Below are 19,217 nucleotides of genomic sequence, written 5' to 3'. Positions count from 1 at the left end.
AAAATGCCTGAAACAACACAAAAGAGCGGGCGGCACCCACTCTTTTGACGTCAGAGTTATCTAAAACATTTCCGTGAATATAATACCATATATTGCGAACCCGTGCAAATCGCCTAGAATAGGGATAGCTGGTTCTGATCAGGCAGTCCGGCAAGACATCCCTGTGAATCCAGGTATTCAATAATTGTCTTTGAAACCTTACCTCGCTTCTGGAGATCTTCCTTCGAAAGAAATTCACCATTCTTTCTGGCTTCAACAATATTGATTGCTGCATTCGTACCAAGCCCCGGAATCGCGTTAAATGGCGGTATTAATGAATTTCCTTCAATCTTAAACTCTTTTGCATCTGACTTATAAAGGTCCACCTGCTTGAAAGTATAACCTCTCTCCACCATTTCAAGACATAATTCAAGTACTGTCAGTAAGCTTTTCTCCTTCGGTGCTGCATCGAGTCCTTTCGCATTAATGCCTTCGATCTTAGCTTTAATTGACTGAGAGCCGGCAGCCATTGCTTCAAGGTCAAAGTCTTCTGCACGCACCGTAAAGTATGCAGCATAATAGAGAATCGGATGATGAACTTTGAAATAAGCGATTCTGACAGCCATGAGAACGTAGGCTGCAGCGTGTGCTTTCGGGAACATGTATTTGATTTTCTTACATGAGTCAATATACCAGTCAGGCACACCATTCTTTTTCATTTCTTCTTCCCATTCAGGTGAAAGGCCTTTTCCTTTACGGACAAACTCCATAATTTTAAATGCAAGTGAAGGTTCAAGCCCCTGATAGATCAGATAAACCATAATATCATCACGGCAGCCGATTACATCAGACAGCTCACAAATACCGTTATGAATGAGCTCCTGCGCGTTACCAAGCCATACATCAGTTCCGTGAGACAGACCGGATATCTGAACTAATTCAGAAAATGTCGTCGGCTTAGTATCTTCAAGCATTTGTCTGACGAATCTGGTTCCGAACTCCGGAATCCCAAGTGTCCCGGTTTTACACATGATCTGCTCCTGCGTTACACCGAGTGATTCTGTTCCGCTGAAAATTTTCATCACTTCAGGGTCATCAGTCGGAATGGTTTTAGGGTCAATACCGGATAAATCCTGAAGCATTCTGATAACGGTCGGATCATCGTGCCCGAGTATATCAAGCTTAAGCAGATTATCATGTATAGAATGGAAATCAAAATGCGTTGTTTTCCATTCAGACTCACTCGCGTTAGCCGGGAACTGGATTGGTGTGAAATCATAAATATCCATATAATCAGGAACAACAATAATACCGCCCGGGTGCTGACCAGTTGTCCGTTTCACTCCCGTACATCCTCCTGCGAGTCTTTCAACCTCTGCACCTCTGAAGTGCAGGTTATGATCACCTGCATATCCCTTAACATACCCAAAGGCTGTTTTATCTGCTACAGTACCGATTGTTCCGGCACGATACACATAGTCTTCACCGAACAGTACTTTTGTGTAATTATGCGCAATCGGCTGATATTCACCACTGAAGTTCAAGTCGATATCCGGTACTTTATCCCCCTTAAATCCTAGGAAGGTTTCAAACGGAATATCCTGACCGTCTTTAATGTATGGCACCTTACATGCTGGACAATCTTTATCATCAAGGTCAAACCCTGAACCGACCGACCCGTCATTGAAGAACTCAGACTGCTTACAGTTCGGGCATACATAATGCGGCGGCAGCGGATTAACCTCCGTGATCTCAGTCATCGTTGCAACGAAGGATGAACCTACTGATCCACGTGACCCTACGAGGTAGCCATCAATCAGTGACTTTTTTACAAGCTTATGTGAGATCAGGTAAATAACAGCAAACCCGTGCCCGATAATACTTTTCAGTTCTTTTTCAAGTCTTGCTTCTACAATCTCAGGAAGCTCATTCCCATAAATACGTCTCGCCATCCCATAACTCATTTCGCGCATTTCCTCATCGGCACCTTCAATTTTAGGTGTATAGAGTTCATCTTTGATTGGTGTCACATCTTCAATCATATCAGCGACTTTATTTGTGTTATCAATGACAATCTCCTTGGCCTTTTCTTTTCCGATAAATGAAAATGCATCGAGCATTTCATTTGTTGTTCTGAAATGAACATCAGGCAGTTTATGCCTGTTCAGCGGGTTAGCACCGCCCTGTGAAGCAATGAGAATCTCACGGTAAATTTTATCTTCCTCATTTACGTAATGGACATTACCGGTTGCAACGGCCGGAATGTTCATTTTGTCTGCAAAGTCGACAACCTTTTTGATAATCTCCCGAAGGTTATCCTCATCTCTTACTAACTCTAAATCTATTAAATGCTGATAAGCTGCCGGGGGCTGAACTTCAATATAGTCATAGAAGTCAGCAAGCTCTTCAACTTCTTCAGGGGATTTCTGCATCATCCCTTCAAAGATTTCCCCTTTATCACATGCTGAACCGATTAAGAGACCTTCCCGATGTTTATTAAGCAGCGATCTCGGAATACGCGGCACACGGTAGAAGTACTCAAGGTGGGAGATGGATACAAGCTTAAACAGGTTCTTCAGACCAGCCTGTGTCTGAGCCAGAATCGTAATATGATTCGGTCTTGCCCGTTTAAACGCATCACCTTCCCCCATGTAGTCGTTCAGCTGATTGTGGTTTGTAATCCCTTTATCCTTCGCTTCTTTTAACAGCCTTGCCAGAATGTACCCTGTTGCCTCCGCATCAAAAATCGCCCGGTGATGCTGCGTAAGTTCTACATCAAATCTCTTTGCGAGTGTATTTAAGCGATGGTTTTTAAATTCAGGATGCAGAAATCTCGCAAGTTCAAGCGTATCTATGACAGGATTTGCAGCTTTATCCATACCTGCACGCTTATAACCCACATTTAAAAAGCCCATATCGAAGGATGCGTTGTGCGCAACGAGGGTATTATCCCCACACCACTTTTTAAAATCAGCCAGCACATCTTCTATTTCAGGCGCATCCCTGACCATATCATCGGTGATGCCCGTTAGGTTAATTGTTGTTGCTGAAAGCGGGTGATGAGGGTTTGCGAAACGCTCAAAGCGGTCGATTATCTCCCCTTCTTTCACCTTTACTGCAGCAAGTTCAATGATTTTATCGTAAACAGCTGATAAGCCGGTCGTTTCAACGTCAAATACAATATATGATTCAGTTTCAAGCTCTCTGTCAGCAGTATTGTAGGCAATCGGAACACCATCATCTACAAGATTTGCTTCTAAGCCATATAAGATTTTGATATCATTTTTGGCTCCTGCCGCGTGTGCTTCCGGATAAGATTGAGCAACTGCGTGATCAGTAATTGCCACGGCTTTATGTCCCCATTTTTTTGCCTGTGATACCAATGAAGAAACAGATGAAACAGCATCCATTTGACTCATTGGTGTATGCAGATGAAGCTCCACACGCTTTTCATCAGATGTATCCTGTCTGAGAAACGGCTGAATTTCCATCACATCCTGTGCAATCATCACAAGGTCCCTTACAAATGTATCATTTTGTATTGATCCTTTAGCTCTGACCCACATGCCTTTTTTAAGCTGCTGCATAATCGCCGCATCTTCTTTATCACGGGAAAACATTTTTACAAGAATTGAATCAGTGTAATCAGTGACCTTAAACGTGAGTAGTGATCTTCCGCTTCTGAGTTCTTTCACTTCAGCATCAAATACAAGCCCCTGAACCGCAATTTTCCGCTCTTCTTCCTGAATCGTTTTAATTGCCACTGGCTCATCCGGTTTAATTGAATAACCGATTGCAACAGGACCTGTATGTGTGTCAGCTGCATTTTTCTGATCTTCAAGCTTTTGCATTTCAACCAGTGCCTGTTTTGCCCATTCTTCTTCTTCTTTTTTCTTGGATTCAACAAAAGCTTCGTATTCTTCATTAGATCCTTCTGTTGATACCTCTGTATGAAGAACAAATGGACCAAAACCCCATTTTTCAAATGCACTGTTCAGAACCTCAGTATATTTATTTTTGATCTGCATTCCTTCAGTTTCATTTGACACTTTAATAGTAATCTTATTGCCATTAATCTCAGGCTTTTGGACAGTTAACAGATTAAGTAATGGAGGGGCTATTCCCTGCAGCTCCTCAAGACATGTTTCCCAGTAATCTAGCACTGTGTCTGCTGATATATCTGCTTCAGCAAGCTTTATAGAAAAAGAAACCTGAGCGATATGCTGAAATGACTGATTAAGCCTTGCAGTAAAGTCCTTCATAATCTGACAGGGGACAACCGACCTCAGATTGAAAACAAAGTGCCACTTTTTTTCTTTTTTATGGACTGCAAGCCTTTCAATTTCAGCTTCTTCGAAATGATCAGCATACATATCTCCAGTCATATTCAATTGAGTCAATAACAGCCGGAACTTTTCTCTTTTTGACAAATCTGTACTCATAGTTCCTCCTTATTCAGACAGCAAAGGCTGGTGCAAGCACCAGCCTCAGGTTTTTAAATAGTAGGCTTTGTTAAAGTTGGCTGTTGATTGCAGCTCCAGGGGGACGCTTTCCGCGGACGAACGCTCAGGCCAGGCAGAAGACCACTGCCTTCCGGGGTCTTTCACGATCATTTTCCGCAGGAGTCGCCCCCTTACGCTCCAATCACCAGCTGTGCAAAAACAACACTAACCTTTAACATAGCTTAATGGTTAAGCGTTAGCCTGGCGAAAAATCTCCTGCAGTTTGTCAGTTAATTCTTCCTTCTGTACTTCATAAGACTCGCCATTTTTTCTAATTTTAACTTCAACAATTCCTTCTGATGCGCGCTTACCAACCGTAATTCTGACTGGCAGCCCCATTAAGTCTGAATCTGCAAACTTAACACCCGCACGCTCTTTTCTATCATCAAGTAACACGTCATAACGATAATCTGTTAAGAGTTTGTAGAGCTCTTCTGAGGTCTGAGCCTGCGTTTCATCTTTCATATTCACAGCGAGGAGATGAATATCATATGGCGCAATATTTGTTGGCCAGATCAATCCATTCTCATCATTAAACTGCTCAGCCATTGCTGCAAGTGTACGTGATACACCAATACCATAGCAACCCATAATCATTGGATTGGAGCGTCCATTTTCATCCAGAATATTTGCATTCATTGGCTCACTGTATACTGTACCAAGCTTAAATACGTGACCAACTTCAATTCCACGCGCAAATTGAATCGTACCATTTCCATCCGGTGAAGGGTCTCCCTCAACAACAACACGGATATCTGCGTACTGGGACACTTCGAAATCTCTTCCGGCCTGGAGATGCTTGTAGTGAACACCTTCCCGGTTAGCTCCGGCGATCATGTCTCCCATAGCCTCGACAGCATTGTCAGCGATAATCGTCACTTCTTCTGAAAGTCCGACAGGTCCGATTGAACCCGGCTTGACACCTGTATACTGGACTGCCTCTTCTTCGGTTGCAAGTTCTGCCACACGTCCATTCACTGCATTTTTAACTTTCACATCATTCACTTCATGATCTCCGCGTACAAGCACAAGCACCGGCTTTTCGTCTACGATGAACAGCATTGACTTAACTGTGTCTTCTTTACCTGCACCAAGGAAATCCGCTACAGCGTCAATTGACTTCTGGTCAGGAGTAGATACTTCTTCTTTTTCTTTTCCACTGTGGGCTTTCTTTTCGTACTGCTTATTCACAGCTGCCATTTCAAGGTTCGCAGCATAATCAGATGAATCAGAGTATGCAATTGTGTCTTCACCAATCTCAGAAAGAACCATAAATTCATGATTGTCTTTCCCCCCGATTGCACCGGAATCAGCCAGTACAGCCCGGAAATTCAAACCGCATCTGCGAAAGATGTTCTGATAGGCTTCGAACAGTCTGTCATAAGCTTCATCCAGACTTTCCGTTGAGGCATGAAATGAATAAGCATCCTTCATTAAGAATTCACGGCCTCTGAGTAAGCCAAATCTCGGACGCTTCTCGTCACGGTATTTTGTCTGAATCTGATAAACTGTCAGCGGGAGGCGTTTATACGACTTTACTTCATCGCGAAGCAGACTTGTAATCATTTCTTCATGTGTTGCCCCCAGAGCGAATTCACGCTCATGACGGTCCTTCATTCTCATCAGCTCAGGTCCGTATGTGAACCATCTCCCCGATTCTTCCCATAGTTCAGCCGGCTGAAGTGCAGGCATCAGCATTTCAACTCCACCCGCAGCATTCATTTCTTCACGAATAATGTTTTCTACTTTCTGAAGCACTTTCAAACCAAGTGGCAGAAATGAATAAATGCCGCTTGCATTTTGTCTGATATATCCCGCTCTAAGCAGCAGCTGATGACTTTTTACATCAGCTTCTGAAGGAGTTTCTTTTAATGTTGGAATTAACGTTTGACTCTGTTTCATCTATAGCACCTCTATTTTCTCTCTGCTTATAAGAAATATCGCTGGATGTCGTTCCAGGTTACAACGATCATGAGCAGCATTAATAATGCGAATCCTACAAAATGAACCATACCTTCTTTTTGCCTGTCGATCGGTTTTCCGCGCAAGGCTTCAAAACCGAAGAACAGCAGTCTGCCGCCGTCCAATGCCGGAAGTGGCAGAAGGTTCATTATACCAAGGTTAATACTTAAAATCGCACCCCACTGCATCAGCTGGTAAATCCCTGCTTTTGCAACTTCTTCAGTGCTCTTATATATACCAACCGGTCCTGCTAATGCATCAATCGAAAACTGACCTGTAATTAAATCTCCCAGCAAATCAAAAATTGTTACTGTCCAGAAATAGGTCTGTTCAGCACCGTATTGAACACTTTGGAAAATACTTGGCGATTCTATTCTGGGATTATAAACGCCGATAATCCCTTGCGAAATTGTTCGGTCACCCTGTTCAAACGTTCTCTCTTCAGGGGTTACATTGAATGAAAGAGATTCTTCTCCTCTTTGAACATCAATTGTGATTTCCTCACCGGGTGACTCACTGACAATGCCTGTCAGATCTGCCCATGTAGAAATTTCTTCTCCTGAAATCGCAGTGACCTCATCACCTTTTTCAAGTCCTGCTTCATCAGCAGGATCACCTGGCACAATATCTCCAAGCACTGCGCGGTCAACAGGAATTCCAGCAGACATACCAATAATTGATAGAACAATAAATGCGAGCACGAAATTCATGGCAGGACCTGCAAAAATCGTTAAAAAGCGCTGGTGCAGCTTTTTTGAATTAAATTGTCTGTTCCACGGAGCAAGCTGCGTTTCCACGCCATCCTCGACAAATACAGCTTTTTCAGAAAGATCGAACCGTTTCAGAGTCTCTTCGCCCTCTTCATAACCTTTAATATACAGTTCTTTTTCAAGTTCTGCTTCAGCTACTTCGATGACACGAAGATCAGGGTAACGGTCTTTATTATTCAGTACGACTTTTTCAACCTTTTCATCCTGACCCAATATTAAACCTGCTCTGAATCCTGGCTTTAATTCCATCAGTTCTGCATCTTCACCGGCCATTCTGACATACCCGCCAATCGGCAGCAGGCGAAGGGTATACTGTGTTTCATTTTTCTTGAAAGCAAGCACTTTCGGACCCATTCCGATTGCAAATTCACGGCATAGGATACCCGCTCTTTTAGCAAAGACAAAGTGTCCCAGCTCATGGAAGAATACGAGCGCACCGAAAATGATTATAAATGCGATGACTGAGTTCATCGTCATACCACCTTTAACATAGTTGTGTCTGAATGCACAGACTTTAACCTATTGTAGCACGTTCCAAAATTACTGGTGTACAATCAGCGTTTAAATTCCGCAAGAATTTTTGAACGTGTTTCCTGATCAACTGACGTAATGGTTTCAAGATCAGGGTTCGGTACCGGATGATGAGATGACATCGCTTGTTCTATTACATGTTCAATATCGAGGAAGCTGATTTGCTCTTTCAAAAACAATGCAACTGCTGCTTCATTTGCTGCATTTAAAACAGTTGGCATTGTACCGCCTGTCCGGCCAGCGCGATAAGCAAAATCAAGACATCTGAAGCGTTCAAGGTGCATCTTTTCAAAATGAAGCTTTCCGATCTCCTCAAGTCGCAGTCTGTGGTCCGTTTTATGGACAAAGCGATCCGGGTAACTCAGTGCATACTGAATCGGGACTCTCATGTCAGGCGTGCCGAGCTGAGCCATCACTGAGCTGTCATGAAACTCTACCATAGAATGTATGATACTCTCCCTGTGCTGAAGTACATCAATTTTGTCATATGGTAAATCAAACAGCCACTTTGCCTCGATTACTTCAAGACCTTTATTCATCATACTGGCTGAATCAATTGTAATTTTTGCGCCCATTGACCAGTTCGGGTGATTGAGCGCATCTTTTACAGTCACACCTTCAAGCTCTGAACGGGACAGATCTCTGAAGCTTCCGCCTGAAGCTGTAATAACTAATCTTTCAATATTTTTTTGATTTTCTCCCTGAAGTGCCTGGAAAATTGCTGAATGTTCACTGTCAACAGGAAGAATGGTTACGTTATTGTTCCGAGCCGCTTCCATTACCAGATGTCCTGCAGTAACAAGCGTTTCTTTATTTGCTATGGCGATTGTTTTTCCTGCACTAATAGCCTGTAATGTCGGCTCGAGTCCTACACTGCCAAGCACTGCATTTACAAGCAGCTCTGCTTCAGGATGAACAGCGGTTTCTATCAGACCTTCAGCGCCATGCAAAACAACCGTTTTCCCTATGTATTCTCCTGACAGCATCTCTGCATCATCTTTTGATTGTACAGATACTAAAGAAGGATTAAATTCTTCAATAATTTTTCTGGCTTGATCGATATTACGCCCCACAGAAAAAGCGACCAGCTTAAATGAATCCTGATGGGCACGTAATACATCAAGCGTTTGGAGTCCAATTGATCCCGAAGCTCCAAGTAATGAAATCTTTTTCATAAATCATTTAGCTCCTTCATCAGATTAATTGCAGAATGTGCATGAGCGGTAATACAAATAGCAGACTGTCAAAACGGTCTAACAAACCGCCGTGTCCAGGGAGGATATTACCTGAATCCTTCACCCCGTAATGTCTCTTCAGTGCAGATTCAACCAGATCTCCAATTTGTCCGAAAGCCGATAGTACAACTGTTGCCGGGATCAGATACCACAGTATTGCATCAAGAGGCGCGAGAAAATAAAAAATAACTACAGCAACCAGTGCACTTAAAATCCCGCCAACAAATCCTTCAACTGTCTTATTTGGACTAATATCAGGCCAAAGCTTTCTTTTACCCATTGATTTTCCGATAAAATATGCACCGGAATCAGTCGTCCAGATAATAATTAGTGCATAGACAACCCATAAAATATCTGCATCTCTAGTTTCGATAAAATAGAAAAAACCAATCCCGACATACAGCATTGCAAATACAGCAAATGCTGCATCATCAAATGTGAAACGGTTCTTTTTCAAAACAGTATAAACAAGTAACAATAATACTGATAATAGTGCAGTTTCTATTTTTGAATAGTTCAGCTGATTAAGTAATTCATAATATTCGTTTGGCAGCAGAAATATCCAGAGTGTAATCATTGAGATCGCACCGGGAATGGAACGGAACTGGATTGAGCGCATTCTGAGCACCTCATACAATGCAACTGTTGCAATAAAATAAGTCCCGATTACAAACAGCAATCCTCCAACCCAGACGACCGGAATAAATAGTGCTGCCGCGAGCACACCTGTTATAATTCGTTGTTTCATGTCAGATCCTCGCTTTTTAAACCGCCATATCTTCTCGAACGCTTTTGAAAGCCTTCAATCGCTTCAATTAAATTTTCTTCCTTAAAATCAGGCCATAACACATCTGTGAACCAGAACTCAGTATAAGCAAGCTGCCACAGCATAAAGTTACTTAATCTGATTTCACCGCTCGTTCTGATCAGCAGGTCAGGATCACCAAGGTGCGGCGTCATCAGATAAGAGCTGAACAGATCATCCGTTAGCGCATCCGGATCTGCTTTACCGGATTTTACATCCGTCGCAAAGTCTTTCACTGCCTGAATAATTTCATTTCTGCTGCCATAGTTCAAAGCAAAGTTTAAGACAAGTCCATCGTTATTTGATGTTTTTTCTATTGCCTGATCGACGGCCCGGAGCGTATGGGCAGGGACTTGTTCTCTGTCCCCCATCATTTGTACCTGTACGTTTTCTTCAATCAGCTCCGGTAGAAATGTGCCAAGGAACTCTTCCGGCAGCTTCATCAGGAACTCTACTTCCATTTTTGGTCTGACCCAATTTTCAGTTGAAAATGCGTATAGCGTCAGTGCTTTTACGCCAAGGTCATTAGCAAGTCTGGTAATCGGTTTTACAGTTTTCATGCCTTCATGATGTCCTGCAACCCGTGGCAACGCTCTTTTATTTGCCCATCTGCCATTACCATCCATAATGATCGCAATATGATCAGGTATTTTATAGTTTTTACAATTATTGATTCGTTGTGAAAGGGACTCCGGTTCTTTCAAGGATGTCCATCTTTTCATTTTTTCGAGCATTGTATTTCCCCCATCAGGTAATTGCATATTTTATGCTAGTCCTATCATATCAAATATATACTTGAAAATGTTGCCTTGTTTTGAAAAGGGGCTTTAACGAAGAAAACCCCCTACACTGTAGAGGGTTTTCTAATAAGATTTGATTAAACCTCAAGGATTTCCTGTTCTTTAGCTTTTGCCAGCTCATCAATCTTTGCAATATGCTCGTCAGTCATCTTCTGAACATCATCGCTGTAGCCTCGCAGATCATCTTCAGTGATGTTTCCCGCTTTCTCCTGCTTTTTAAGATCATCGTTTGCATCACGGCGGATGTTACGAATATTCACCTTCGCTTCTTCAGCTTCTTTTTTCACCTGTTTTGCAAGCTCACGGCGGCGTTCTTCAGTAAGTGCCGGGATTGTGATACGGATCAGCGAGCCATCATTAGAAGGATTTAATCCAAGATCTGATTTTTGAATCGCTTTTTCAATATCTCCAAGTGCAGTCTTATCATAAGGTGTGATCTGGAGCAATCTTGCTTCCGGAACAGAGATTGATGCTACCTGGTTAAGCGGTGTCGGCGCACCATAGTACTCCACCTGAATCTTATCAAGTAAAGAAGCACTCGCACGACCTGCTCTAATGCTTGCAAGATCACGTGAAAAAGATTGAATTGCTTTAGACATTTTGTCTTTTGTTTCATTCATTGTCTGTTGAGCCATTATTTTTTCCCCCTGACAACTGTACCGATTGGTTCACCAAGAGCGGCACGTTTAATATTTCCATTCTCCATAATTGAGAATACTATGAGCGGGATATCGTTGTCCATACATAAGGATGAAGCTGTTGAATCCATTACAGCCAAACCATCTTTTAATACGTCTAAAAATGACAGTTCATCATATTTTACTGCATCTGTGTCTATTTTAGGATCTGCAGAATAAACGCCATCCACATTGTTTTTAGCCATTAAAATGACTTCAGCTTCAATTTCAGCAGCTCTCAGTGCAGCAGTTGTATCTGTAGAGAAATAAGGATTTCCTGTTCCTGCTGCAAAGATTACGACGCGCTTCTTTTCAAGATGTCGAATGGCTTTTCTTCTGATATATGGTTCTGCAACCTGACGCATTTCAATTGAAGTCTGCACGCGGGTTTGTACCCCTGCATTTTCAAGACTGTCCTGCAGGGCAAGTGAATTCATCACTGTGGCAAGCATGCCCATATAATCAGCAGATGCCCGGTCCATTCCCATTTCACTGCCGATCTTCCCGCGCCAGATGTTACCGCCGCCTACAACAACAGCTACTTCAACACCTAGATCAGAAAGTTCTTTAATCTGTTCAGCTACTGACTTTATAATCGGAGGATGAATACCAAATCCTGCTTCTCCTGCAAGTGCTTCACCGCTTAGTTTCAATACCACTCGATTGTATCTTGATTTACTCATAGAGTCCTCCCGTATGGTTCATTTTTTCCAAAAAAGAGGGAACACAAAGTGTCCCCGCTTGTCGTTTTAATCAACGATTATTTTTTCACCTGGCTCATAACTTCATCAGCGAAGTTGTCCTGGCGCTTTTCAATACCTTCTCCAACTTCATAACGTACGAAGTCAGTCAGCTGAGCGCTGTTAGAAGCAAGGAATTCTTTCACTTTCTGATCAGGGTTCTTAACGAATGGCTGATCAACAATGCAGATTTCCTCGAAGTATTTGTTCAGGCGGCCTTCTACCATTTTAGCAACAATATTTTCAGGCTTGCCTTCTTCTAGTGCTTGCTTTGTAAGAATTTCACGCTCTCTGTCAGCTTCTTCCTGGGAAACCTGGTCACGAGATATGAATTTAGGGTTAAGTGCTGCAGCGTGCATCGCTACATCTTTTGCTACCTGCTCTTCAGTTGTACCTTCTACTACTGAAAGAACACCGATTCTTCCGCCCATGTGAAGGTATTCGCCGAATACAGCGTTATCTTCTTTTGTGCGGACAGCAAAGCGGCGAAGGCTGATCTTTTCACCAATCTTACCAACATTGGCAGTAATGTAGTCTCCTACTTTCTGGCCGTTGCTCATTTCTGTTTCAAGTGCAGCGTCAACAGACTCAGGCTTAGTAGCAAGAAGATGCTCTGCTAATTCATTGCCAAGATTTTGGAAACCTTCGTTTTTCGCAACGAAGTCAGTTTCTGAGTTAAGCTCAAGAATGACTGCGTCATTTCCATTGCTCTTGATGAATGTAAGACCTTCAGCAGCGATACGGTCAGCTTTTTTAGCAGCTTTAGCAATACCTTTTTCACGAAGGAAGTCAATTGCCTGATCCATATCTCCATTTGTTTCCTGTAGTGCTTTTTTGCAGTCCATCATACCTGCACCAGTTTTTTCACGAAGTTCTTTAACCATTTGAGCTGTAATAGCCATGAAAATTCCTCCTTATATCTGTTAAAATTTCATTTTTATCCTTTAAAAAAGGTGATAAGGGATTTTCCCGCTTATCACCTTTTAAAATTATTACTCAGCTGCTACTGCTTCTTCTTCCTCTTCTTCAACCTGCTTAGACTCTAAAATAGCGTCAGCCATTTTTGAAGTCAGAAGTTTAACGGCGCGGATTGCGTCATCATTTGCAGGAATTACATAGTCGATTTCGTCAGGATCACAGTTTGTGTCAACAATTCCTACGATTGGAATATTCAGCTTGATTGCTTCAGCCACAGCGATACGCTCTTTACGAGGGTCGATGATGAATAAAGCATCAGGAAGCTTCTTCATGTCTCTGATTCCGCCTAGGAATTTAACAAGACGCTCATATTCTTTTCTTAGCTGAACTACTTCTTTCTTCGGAAGTACTTCAAAAGTGCCGTCTTCTTCCATCTTTTCGATTTTCTTAAGACGGTTGATACGAAGCTGGATTGTGTCAAAGTTTGTTAGCGTTCCACCTAACCAGCGCTGGTTGATGAAGTGCATACCTGCACGTTCTGCTTCATCTTTAACAGACTCCTGAGCCTGCTTTTTAGTACCAACGAAAAGAACTTCTCCTCCGTCAGCTGCAACTTCTTTCACGAACTTGTAAGCTTCTTCTACTTTTTTAACCGTCTTTTGAAGGTCAATGATGTAGATTCCGTTACGCTCCGTGAAAATATACTTCTTCATTTTTGGGTTCCAGCGGCGTGTCTGGTGGCCGAAGTGAACACCTGCTTCTAGCAATTGTTTCATTGAAATTACTGACATAGTGTTATTTCCTCCTTGTGGTTATTCTCCTCCGCTCCGGTCATTTACAGGTCGGAAACTGCTTATCTTGTAAGCAGCACCATCCGCCCAATCACGAAGCGTGTGTATTAACACCGTTAACTACTATACCATATAAAAAAAAAGTCATCAAGTGGTTATTGATGACACTTTTACCCGGATTATAATTGGTTAAATTTCAGCATTAATTCGACTTCAGTTTTCCCTTTTTTCAGTTCTTTAGCAATTTCTTCAATTGAATAGCCCTGATCAATCATGCTAATAGCCTGTTCTTTGACAGACAGCTGTCTTGACGTCTGAGGTTTTTTGTAGGCTGCTGAAGCAAGGTTTCTGGCAGTCTTTAATGATACCACGGGTTCCTGTGGTGGTTTTTCAGCCTCCTCTTCATCAGGCTTTGTTTTACTGAGTTTTTCAAACTGATTTAAAAACTGTTCATTTTCTTCTTTCATTTCAAGCAGGTAGCCGGTAAATGTCTGTTCAATTTCATTCAGTGTTTTTTCATGCTGGACTTCTTTGCTGATTAATCTGTTCTGTCTGAGGAACAACAGGTAAATTGACAAAAAGGCAGCTATATTAAAAATGATGGATAAGATAAGTAAAAATAATATCATGTTAACTCCTTATTAACCTGAATAATCCACTCTTCTACCTTTAAAAGGGTGTGTCTCCCCGGCTATAGATGACTGAACCTCATCAGCGTTTTTATTTTCAGAATTTGCATCGTGTTTCCTTTGACGTTTGTTATTGGTCTTTTCACTTTCCCCAAAGCGGTTGACTGTTCCGAGTTTTTTTAGACGCTCTTTTTCTGCAAGTGCCGCCATCTGACTCTGATTAATTGCATTTTGCTGCTGAAATTGATCTGCCATTTTACCTGCATCGACTGTTTTAGGGATGGCTACCTGCAATTCCACAAGTTTAAGACTCATCTGACCTTCTCCTTTATGTCTGGCTGTATTCCGAAGCCAGCAGTTTGCGAAGCTTAAACAGACATTTTGAATGGATCTGGGAAATACGGGAGGTTGATAAGTTCATGACTTCCCCAATTTCCGTGAGCGTTAATTCTTCTGTATAAAACAAACTGAGCACCAGCTGCTCTTTCTCGTTCAGCTGGGAAATAACTGATGCGAGGTCCTGATGAAGCTCGCCTTTCACGAGTTGATCTTCAGGCATTATTGCGTGATGATCTCTCAATGTAAAAGCTGCGCCTTCACCTTCATCATGATCACTTGACTGGTCATCCATTGAAAGAACATTTGCAAATAAATATTCCTGTGTAATCTGGTACACTTCCTCAACCGGCATATCCAAAGCTGCCGCCACTTCATGTGCTTCCACGTGTCTCAGGGACTTTTGTTCAAGTTCCTCAATAGCCGCATCAACTTTTTTGGCTTTTTCCCTGGCTGACCGGGGCATCCAATCTTCTTTTCTCAGTCCATCAATAATGGCTCCCCGTACTCTGAAAGAAGCATATGTATCAAATTTCAAATCTCTTTCAGGATCAAACTTCTGCAAGGCATCGAGGAGTCCCATTAATCCAAGACTCTTAATATCATCACGCGAAACATTTTTTGGCAATCCGGCACTGATTCTCTGGACATGATATTGTACAAGTGGCATATAGCGTTGCACAAGCATGTCTCCTGCATGAGAATCCCTGGAGGCAGTCCACATCTGCCAGTAATATTTTTCCTGATCTTTTGATTCATCCATGGCATGGTGCCTCCTTTCTGTTCAGCTCTGCGTCACCTGAAAAATCGCATGAACCTTTAGACTGATTATATATAACTCTTATTATATCAAAAGGAGGGGCTTTTGTGTTTTGCAATTAAAAAAGAGCCGCTGATATTCAGGGCTCTTAAAACTGATGCATAGATCACTCACATTAGGATTTGTTATATAAATAGATTAAATTACTTTTTCTCCGATGTTTACTGTTCTGATTGACAGCAGGCTGGTAGAGGGATCGAATTCAATTGTTCTTCCGCTGCTTCCTCCTGTGTCTTCACTGATCACTCTAATCTGGTAGCTGCTCAGTGCTTTTTTGACAGCTTCTATATTACGTGGTCCTATTCTCATCGTGTCTTTCTGACCGGCAAACTGGAACATTTGCGCTCCGCCGGCGAGCTTAGCCTTTAACCTTGATGGCGGGCATTTTAATAATCCGATTAAATATGGAATACCCGTGTCAGCAAATTTAGCGGGATTAATTACTCCTGTTCTTGCTAGCGAAGAATCCGGCAGCATGACATGTACGAGTCCGGCTATTTTACTTCGCTCATCGTACAGGACAAGCCCTACACAGGAACCTAGACCTGATGTTCTGATCGTGTCCTGTCCGGTTACGATTTTAGCATCAGCAATACCTACCTTAATTGTATTTCCTGTACTTATCACATCAATCTACTCCTAAAGATCGAAACAGCACTTTAAATGACTCAGGGTCCGGAAGGAGAAAAAACTGCCCGTTTTCCCGACGTTTCCCTTCATCCATCAGTTCTGTATCAATAACAATTACTTTGTCTCCCGCCTGGGACAGTTCGACCAGTCCAAAGCTGATGATTGCCCCTGCCATATCAATGGCAATTGCCGGCACGGTAGGGTAAAGGTTTAAATGGGTAAAATCTGAAAGCGACGATAAGTAGGAGCCTGATAAAATATTACCCATTTCCTGAAGAGCTGACAAACCTATTTCTGATTCACCTATATTTCCAAAGTTAAATTCAGGATCTTTAGTCAGCGTTCTGATAAAACTTTCTGCCTGATTTGTTGAAAGGATAAAGAACATGCTCCCTGTCATTTCCCCTTCAATCCTCAGGAACACACTGACTACAACATTTTCAGGCCCTCCAGCAATATCCATCATTTCATCAAAGGATACTACTTTCACATGGGGTACAGCCATGTCGACTTTGTTGCCCAGGAGAGAGGAAAGAGCAGTAGCAGCATTACCTGCACCAATATTGCCTATCTCTCTTAATAGATCAAGCTGGTATTCAGTAATTTCCTCGTCATAGCTCATGCAGCATTCTCCAGCACTTTATCGAGCTGTAGCAGAATTAATAATCTGCGACCGATTTTAGCTACCCCACTGATAAAATCAGTTTCAATGCTGCCAACTACCTGTGGCTGCGGCTCAATCGAATCTTTAGACAGATCCAGCACGTCATTGGCCGAATCTACAATCAATCCGACATTAAGACCGTCAATCGTAATGATGATAATTCTTGTGTGTTCGCTTTCAACAGTTTCTTCAAGGGAAAAGCGTTTCCTTAGATCTATGATCGGTGTGACGACTCCGCGAAGATTAATGACACCTCTTACGTAAGCAGGCACCCCGGGCACCCTGGTAATATGCATAACTTTTTCAATGGACTGAACATTTTGAACAGGCACTGCATACTCTTTATTCACTAGCTGAAATACAATTACCTTTAAATCGTGTTCCTGATTTGACATATCGTTGCACTCCTCACTGCTTTAAGTTAAATTCACAGTTATTCATTACTGGATCAGCGCATTGCAATCTACAATAAGCGCTACCTGACCGTCTCCGAGAATTGTCGCGCCTGATATTGCAAACACGTCACCAAGGTAGTCACCCAGCGATTTTAAGACAACCTCCTGCTGACCAATAAATGAATCAACAACCAGACCTGCCATTTTTTCACCTTTACGGACGATAATAACTGAGTGAATATCGTCTTCACTATCTTTTTCAACTTCAAAAACTTCATTTAAGAAGACAAGAGGTACAACTTTCCCTCTGAAATCAATGACTCGCTGGTTATGAGCATGCAGGATATCATCATTTTTCACAATAGCAGTTTCGATAATTGAAGATAAAGGAATAGCAAATTTTTCGAATTCCACTTCTACTAGCATGACTGAGATAATTGACAGCGTCAGTGGAAGCTGTACCGAAAACACCGAGCCCTGACCTTCTGCAGAATGAATGGTAATTGATCCTCCGAGAGATTCAATGGTCGTTTTAACTACATCGAGCCCTACGCCTCTACCGGATATATCTGATATTGTTTCGGCTGTAGAGAAACCAGATGCCATGATCAGCTCATAAATTTGAGAATCAGTCATGGTTTTTGACTGTTCCTGCGTAACAATCCCTTTAGATAAAGCTTTAGACAAAACCTTATCCTTACTGATACCTGCCCCATCATCTTCAATTTCAATGAAAACATGATTACCACTGTGATAAGCTCTCAGCTGAATGGTACCTGTCTCAGACTTACCTTTTTCTTTCCTCACAGCCGGGGACTCCACGCCATGATCAATCGCATTTCTAAGTAGGTGTACTAGCGGATCGCCAATTTCATCGATCACTGTACGATCCAGTTCAGTATCCTGACCACTGATTTCTAGGTTGATCTGTTTATTCAGGTCTCTTGCAAGCTGACGGATCATTCTTGGGAAGCGGTTAAATACAGTCTCTACAGGAACCATTCTCATCGTCAAAATGATAGATTGCAGATCTCCTGAAATGCGGGACATCCGTTCAACCGTTTCATTCAGTTCCCCATGGTTCAGCTCTTTTGATATTTGTTCAAGACGTCCTCTGTCAATGACCAGCTCTTCAAAAAGGTTCATCAACACATCCAGTCTGTCAATATTCACACGGATCGTTTTATTAGACACAGCTTTCTGAGTTTCTTTAAGCTCTTCAGGTGCTTCTGCAGCTGTTTCTTGCGTAACTGCTGCTTCTTCTGTGGCTTTGTCAGATACAGACATCTCTTCATAATCAAGTTTTACCTCTGTAGCAACAGCTGATTCCACCTCTGAAACTTTCATTACACTTTTTTCAATAAAATCTGCATTTTCCTTTGTTGCAATTGTCACGCAAAATTGCTGATCAAAGTTTTCTTCTTCAAGTTGATCAACTGATGGAGATGACTTAATGACTTCTCCTGATTTTTCAAGCACTTCAAAAACCATAAATACTCTCGCAGCTTTTAAAAGACAGTCATCCCTCAGACTGACTGTCAGCTCAAGTGCATGATATCCCTGCTCCAATGACTGCAGGATGACCGTTCTCTCAAACTCATCATATTGAACACTTGACTGACTTTCTTCTAAAGCAGGCTTTGATAATTCTCCTGATAAAATCCCTTCAAGCATTGACACTGACTGGCTTACATCTTTTTTGCCATCACCACCTGAGGCGATTGAAGCGATCATTTCCTCAAGATCGTCCACAGCAGAGAAAAGTGCATCCATAACAGATGTTGAAACACTTAATTTTTCATTTCTAATATCGTCTAGCACATTTTCCATGTGGTGGGTCAGGCTTGCTAAATCCTCATAACCCATCGTTGCAGACATTCCTTTTAGTGTATGAGCTGATCTGAAAATCTCATTTACGATGCTGAGATCCGACGGATTCTTTTCAAGTTCAAGCATTTGTGTATTACAATTTTGTAAGTGGTCTTTACTTTCTTCTATGAAAACTTCTAAGTATTGGTTCATCTCCATATTGA

17 protein-coding genes are annotated in these 19,217 nt (G+C 42.1%); all 17 read right to left on the bottom strand.

The window, feature by feature from the left end:
• Nucleotides 1-113 precede the first annotated feature (113 nt).
• Nucleotides 114-4,421, bottom strand: coding sequence for a PolC-type DNA polymerase III (locus LG330_RS09015; RefSeq protein ID WP_404409228.1), 4,308 nt, complete (start codon nt 4,419-4,421; stop codon nt 114-116).
• Between the two features lie 249 nt (nt 4,422-4,670).
• Nucleotides 4,671-6,383 carry a proline--tRNA ligase gene (locus LG330_RS09010; protein WP_404409226.1) on the bottom strand — a complete coding sequence of 571 codons (1,713 nt, stop codon included), beginning with the start codon at nt 6,381-6,383 and terminating at the stop codon, nt 4,671-4,673.
• Nucleotides 6,384-6,409: 26 nt separating this feature from the next.
• Nucleotides 6,410-7,684: an RIP metalloprotease RseP gene (gene rseP, locus LG330_RS09005; RefSeq protein WP_404409224.1), complete on the bottom strand. Its 1,275-nt coding sequence runs from the start codon at nt 7,682-7,684 to the stop codon at nt 6,410-6,412.
• Nucleotides 7,685-7,767: 83 nt separating this feature from the next.
• The gene (gene dxr / locus LG330_RS09000) at nt 7,768-8,919 is read right to left on the bottom strand and encodes a 1-deoxy-D-xylulose-5-phosphate reductoisomerase (protein WP_404409222.1); all 1,152 of its coding nucleotides are present in this window, start codon (nt 8,917-8,919) and stop codon (nt 7,768-7,770) included.
• Between the two features lie 19 nt (nt 8,920-8,938).
• Nucleotides 8,939-9,727, bottom strand: a complete 789-nt coding sequence (locus LG330_RS08995; protein ID WP_404409219.1) for a phosphatidate cytidylyltransferase — start codon at nt 9,725-9,727, stop codon at nt 8,939-8,941.
• On the bottom strand, nt 9,724-10,518 hold the full coding sequence (locus tag LG330_RS08990) for an isoprenyl transferase (RefSeq protein WP_404409218.1): 795 nt from the start codon (nt 10,516-10,518) through the stop codon (nt 9,724-9,726). Before LG330_RS08990 ends, LG330_RS08995 begins: the two co-directional genes overlap by 4 nt.
• A 143-nt stretch (nt 10,519-10,661) precedes the next feature.
• On the bottom strand, nt 10,662-11,219 hold the full coding sequence (frr, locus tag LG330_RS08985; RefSeq protein ID WP_404409216.1) for a ribosome recycling factor: 558 nt from the start codon (nt 11,217-11,219) through the stop codon (nt 10,662-10,664).
• Complete coding sequence (gene pyrH / locus LG330_RS08980; protein ID WP_404409214.1) at nt 11,219-11,944, bottom strand: UMP kinase; 726 nt, start codon at nt 11,942-11,944, stop codon at nt 11,219-11,221. The genes frr and pyrH overlap by 1 nt, the downstream gene beginning before the upstream one ends.
• Nucleotides 11,945-12,021: 77 nt before the next feature.
• Nucleotides 12,022-12,903, bottom strand: coding sequence for a translation elongation factor Ts (gene tsf / locus LG330_RS08975; protein WP_404409212.1), 882 nt, complete (start codon nt 12,901-12,903; stop codon nt 12,022-12,024).
• 90 nt (nt 12,904-12,993) lie between these two features.
• Nucleotides 12,994-13,710: a 30S ribosomal protein S2 gene (rpsB, locus tag LG330_RS08970; protein ID WP_404409210.1), complete on the bottom strand. Its 717-nt coding sequence runs from the start codon at nt 13,708-13,710 to the stop codon at nt 12,994-12,996.
• Between the two features lie 179 nt (nt 13,711-13,889).
• Nucleotides 13,890-14,339, bottom strand: coding sequence for a DUF6115 domain-containing protein (locus LG330_RS08965; RefSeq protein ID WP_404409208.1), 450 nt, complete (start codon nt 14,337-14,339; stop codon nt 13,890-13,892).
• Between the two features lie 12 nt (nt 14,340-14,351).
• Nucleotides 14,352-14,654, bottom strand: a complete 303-nt coding sequence (locus LG330_RS08960) for a hypothetical protein (protein WP_404409206.1) — start codon at nt 14,652-14,654, stop codon at nt 14,352-14,354.
• 13 nt (nt 14,655-14,667) lie between these two features.
• Nucleotides 14,668-15,438: a FliA/WhiG family RNA polymerase sigma factor gene (locus tag LG330_RS08955; RefSeq protein WP_404409204.1), complete on the bottom strand. Its 771-nt coding sequence runs from the start codon at nt 15,436-15,438 to the stop codon at nt 14,668-14,670.
• 195 nt (nt 15,439-15,633) lie between these two features.
• On the bottom strand, nt 15,634-16,122 hold the full coding sequence (locus LG330_RS08950) for a chemotaxis protein CheD (protein WP_404409202.1): 489 nt from the start codon (nt 16,120-16,122) through the stop codon (nt 15,634-15,636).
• A 1-nt stretch (nt 16,123) separates the two neighbouring features.
• Nucleotides 16,124-16,747, bottom strand: coding sequence for a chemotaxis protein CheC (locus LG330_RS08945; protein WP_404409200.1), 624 nt, complete (start codon nt 16,745-16,747; stop codon nt 16,124-16,126).
• The gene (locus tag LG330_RS08940; RefSeq protein WP_404409199.1) at nt 16,744-17,184 is read right to left on the bottom strand and encodes a chemotaxis protein CheW; all 441 of its coding nucleotides are present in this window, start codon (nt 17,182-17,184) and stop codon (nt 16,744-16,746) included. Before LG330_RS08940 ends, LG330_RS08945 begins: the two co-directional genes overlap by 4 nt.
• Nucleotides 17,185-17,229: 45 nt before the next feature.
• Entirely contained in the window at nt 17,230-19,212 is a 1,983-nt protein-coding gene (locus LG330_RS08935; RefSeq protein ID WP_404409197.1) for a chemotaxis protein CheA, read from the bottom strand.
• Nucleotides 19,213-19,217 lie beyond the last annotated feature (5 nt).

It is taken from the genome of Jeotgalibacillus malaysiensis, from assembly GCF_044789845.1.
Taxonomy (GTDB): Bacteria; Bacillota; Bacilli; order Bacillales; family Jeotgalibacillaceae; genus Jeotgalibacillus; species Jeotgalibacillus malaysiensis_A.
This window is presented reverse-complemented; position numbering and strand designations above follow the sequence as displayed.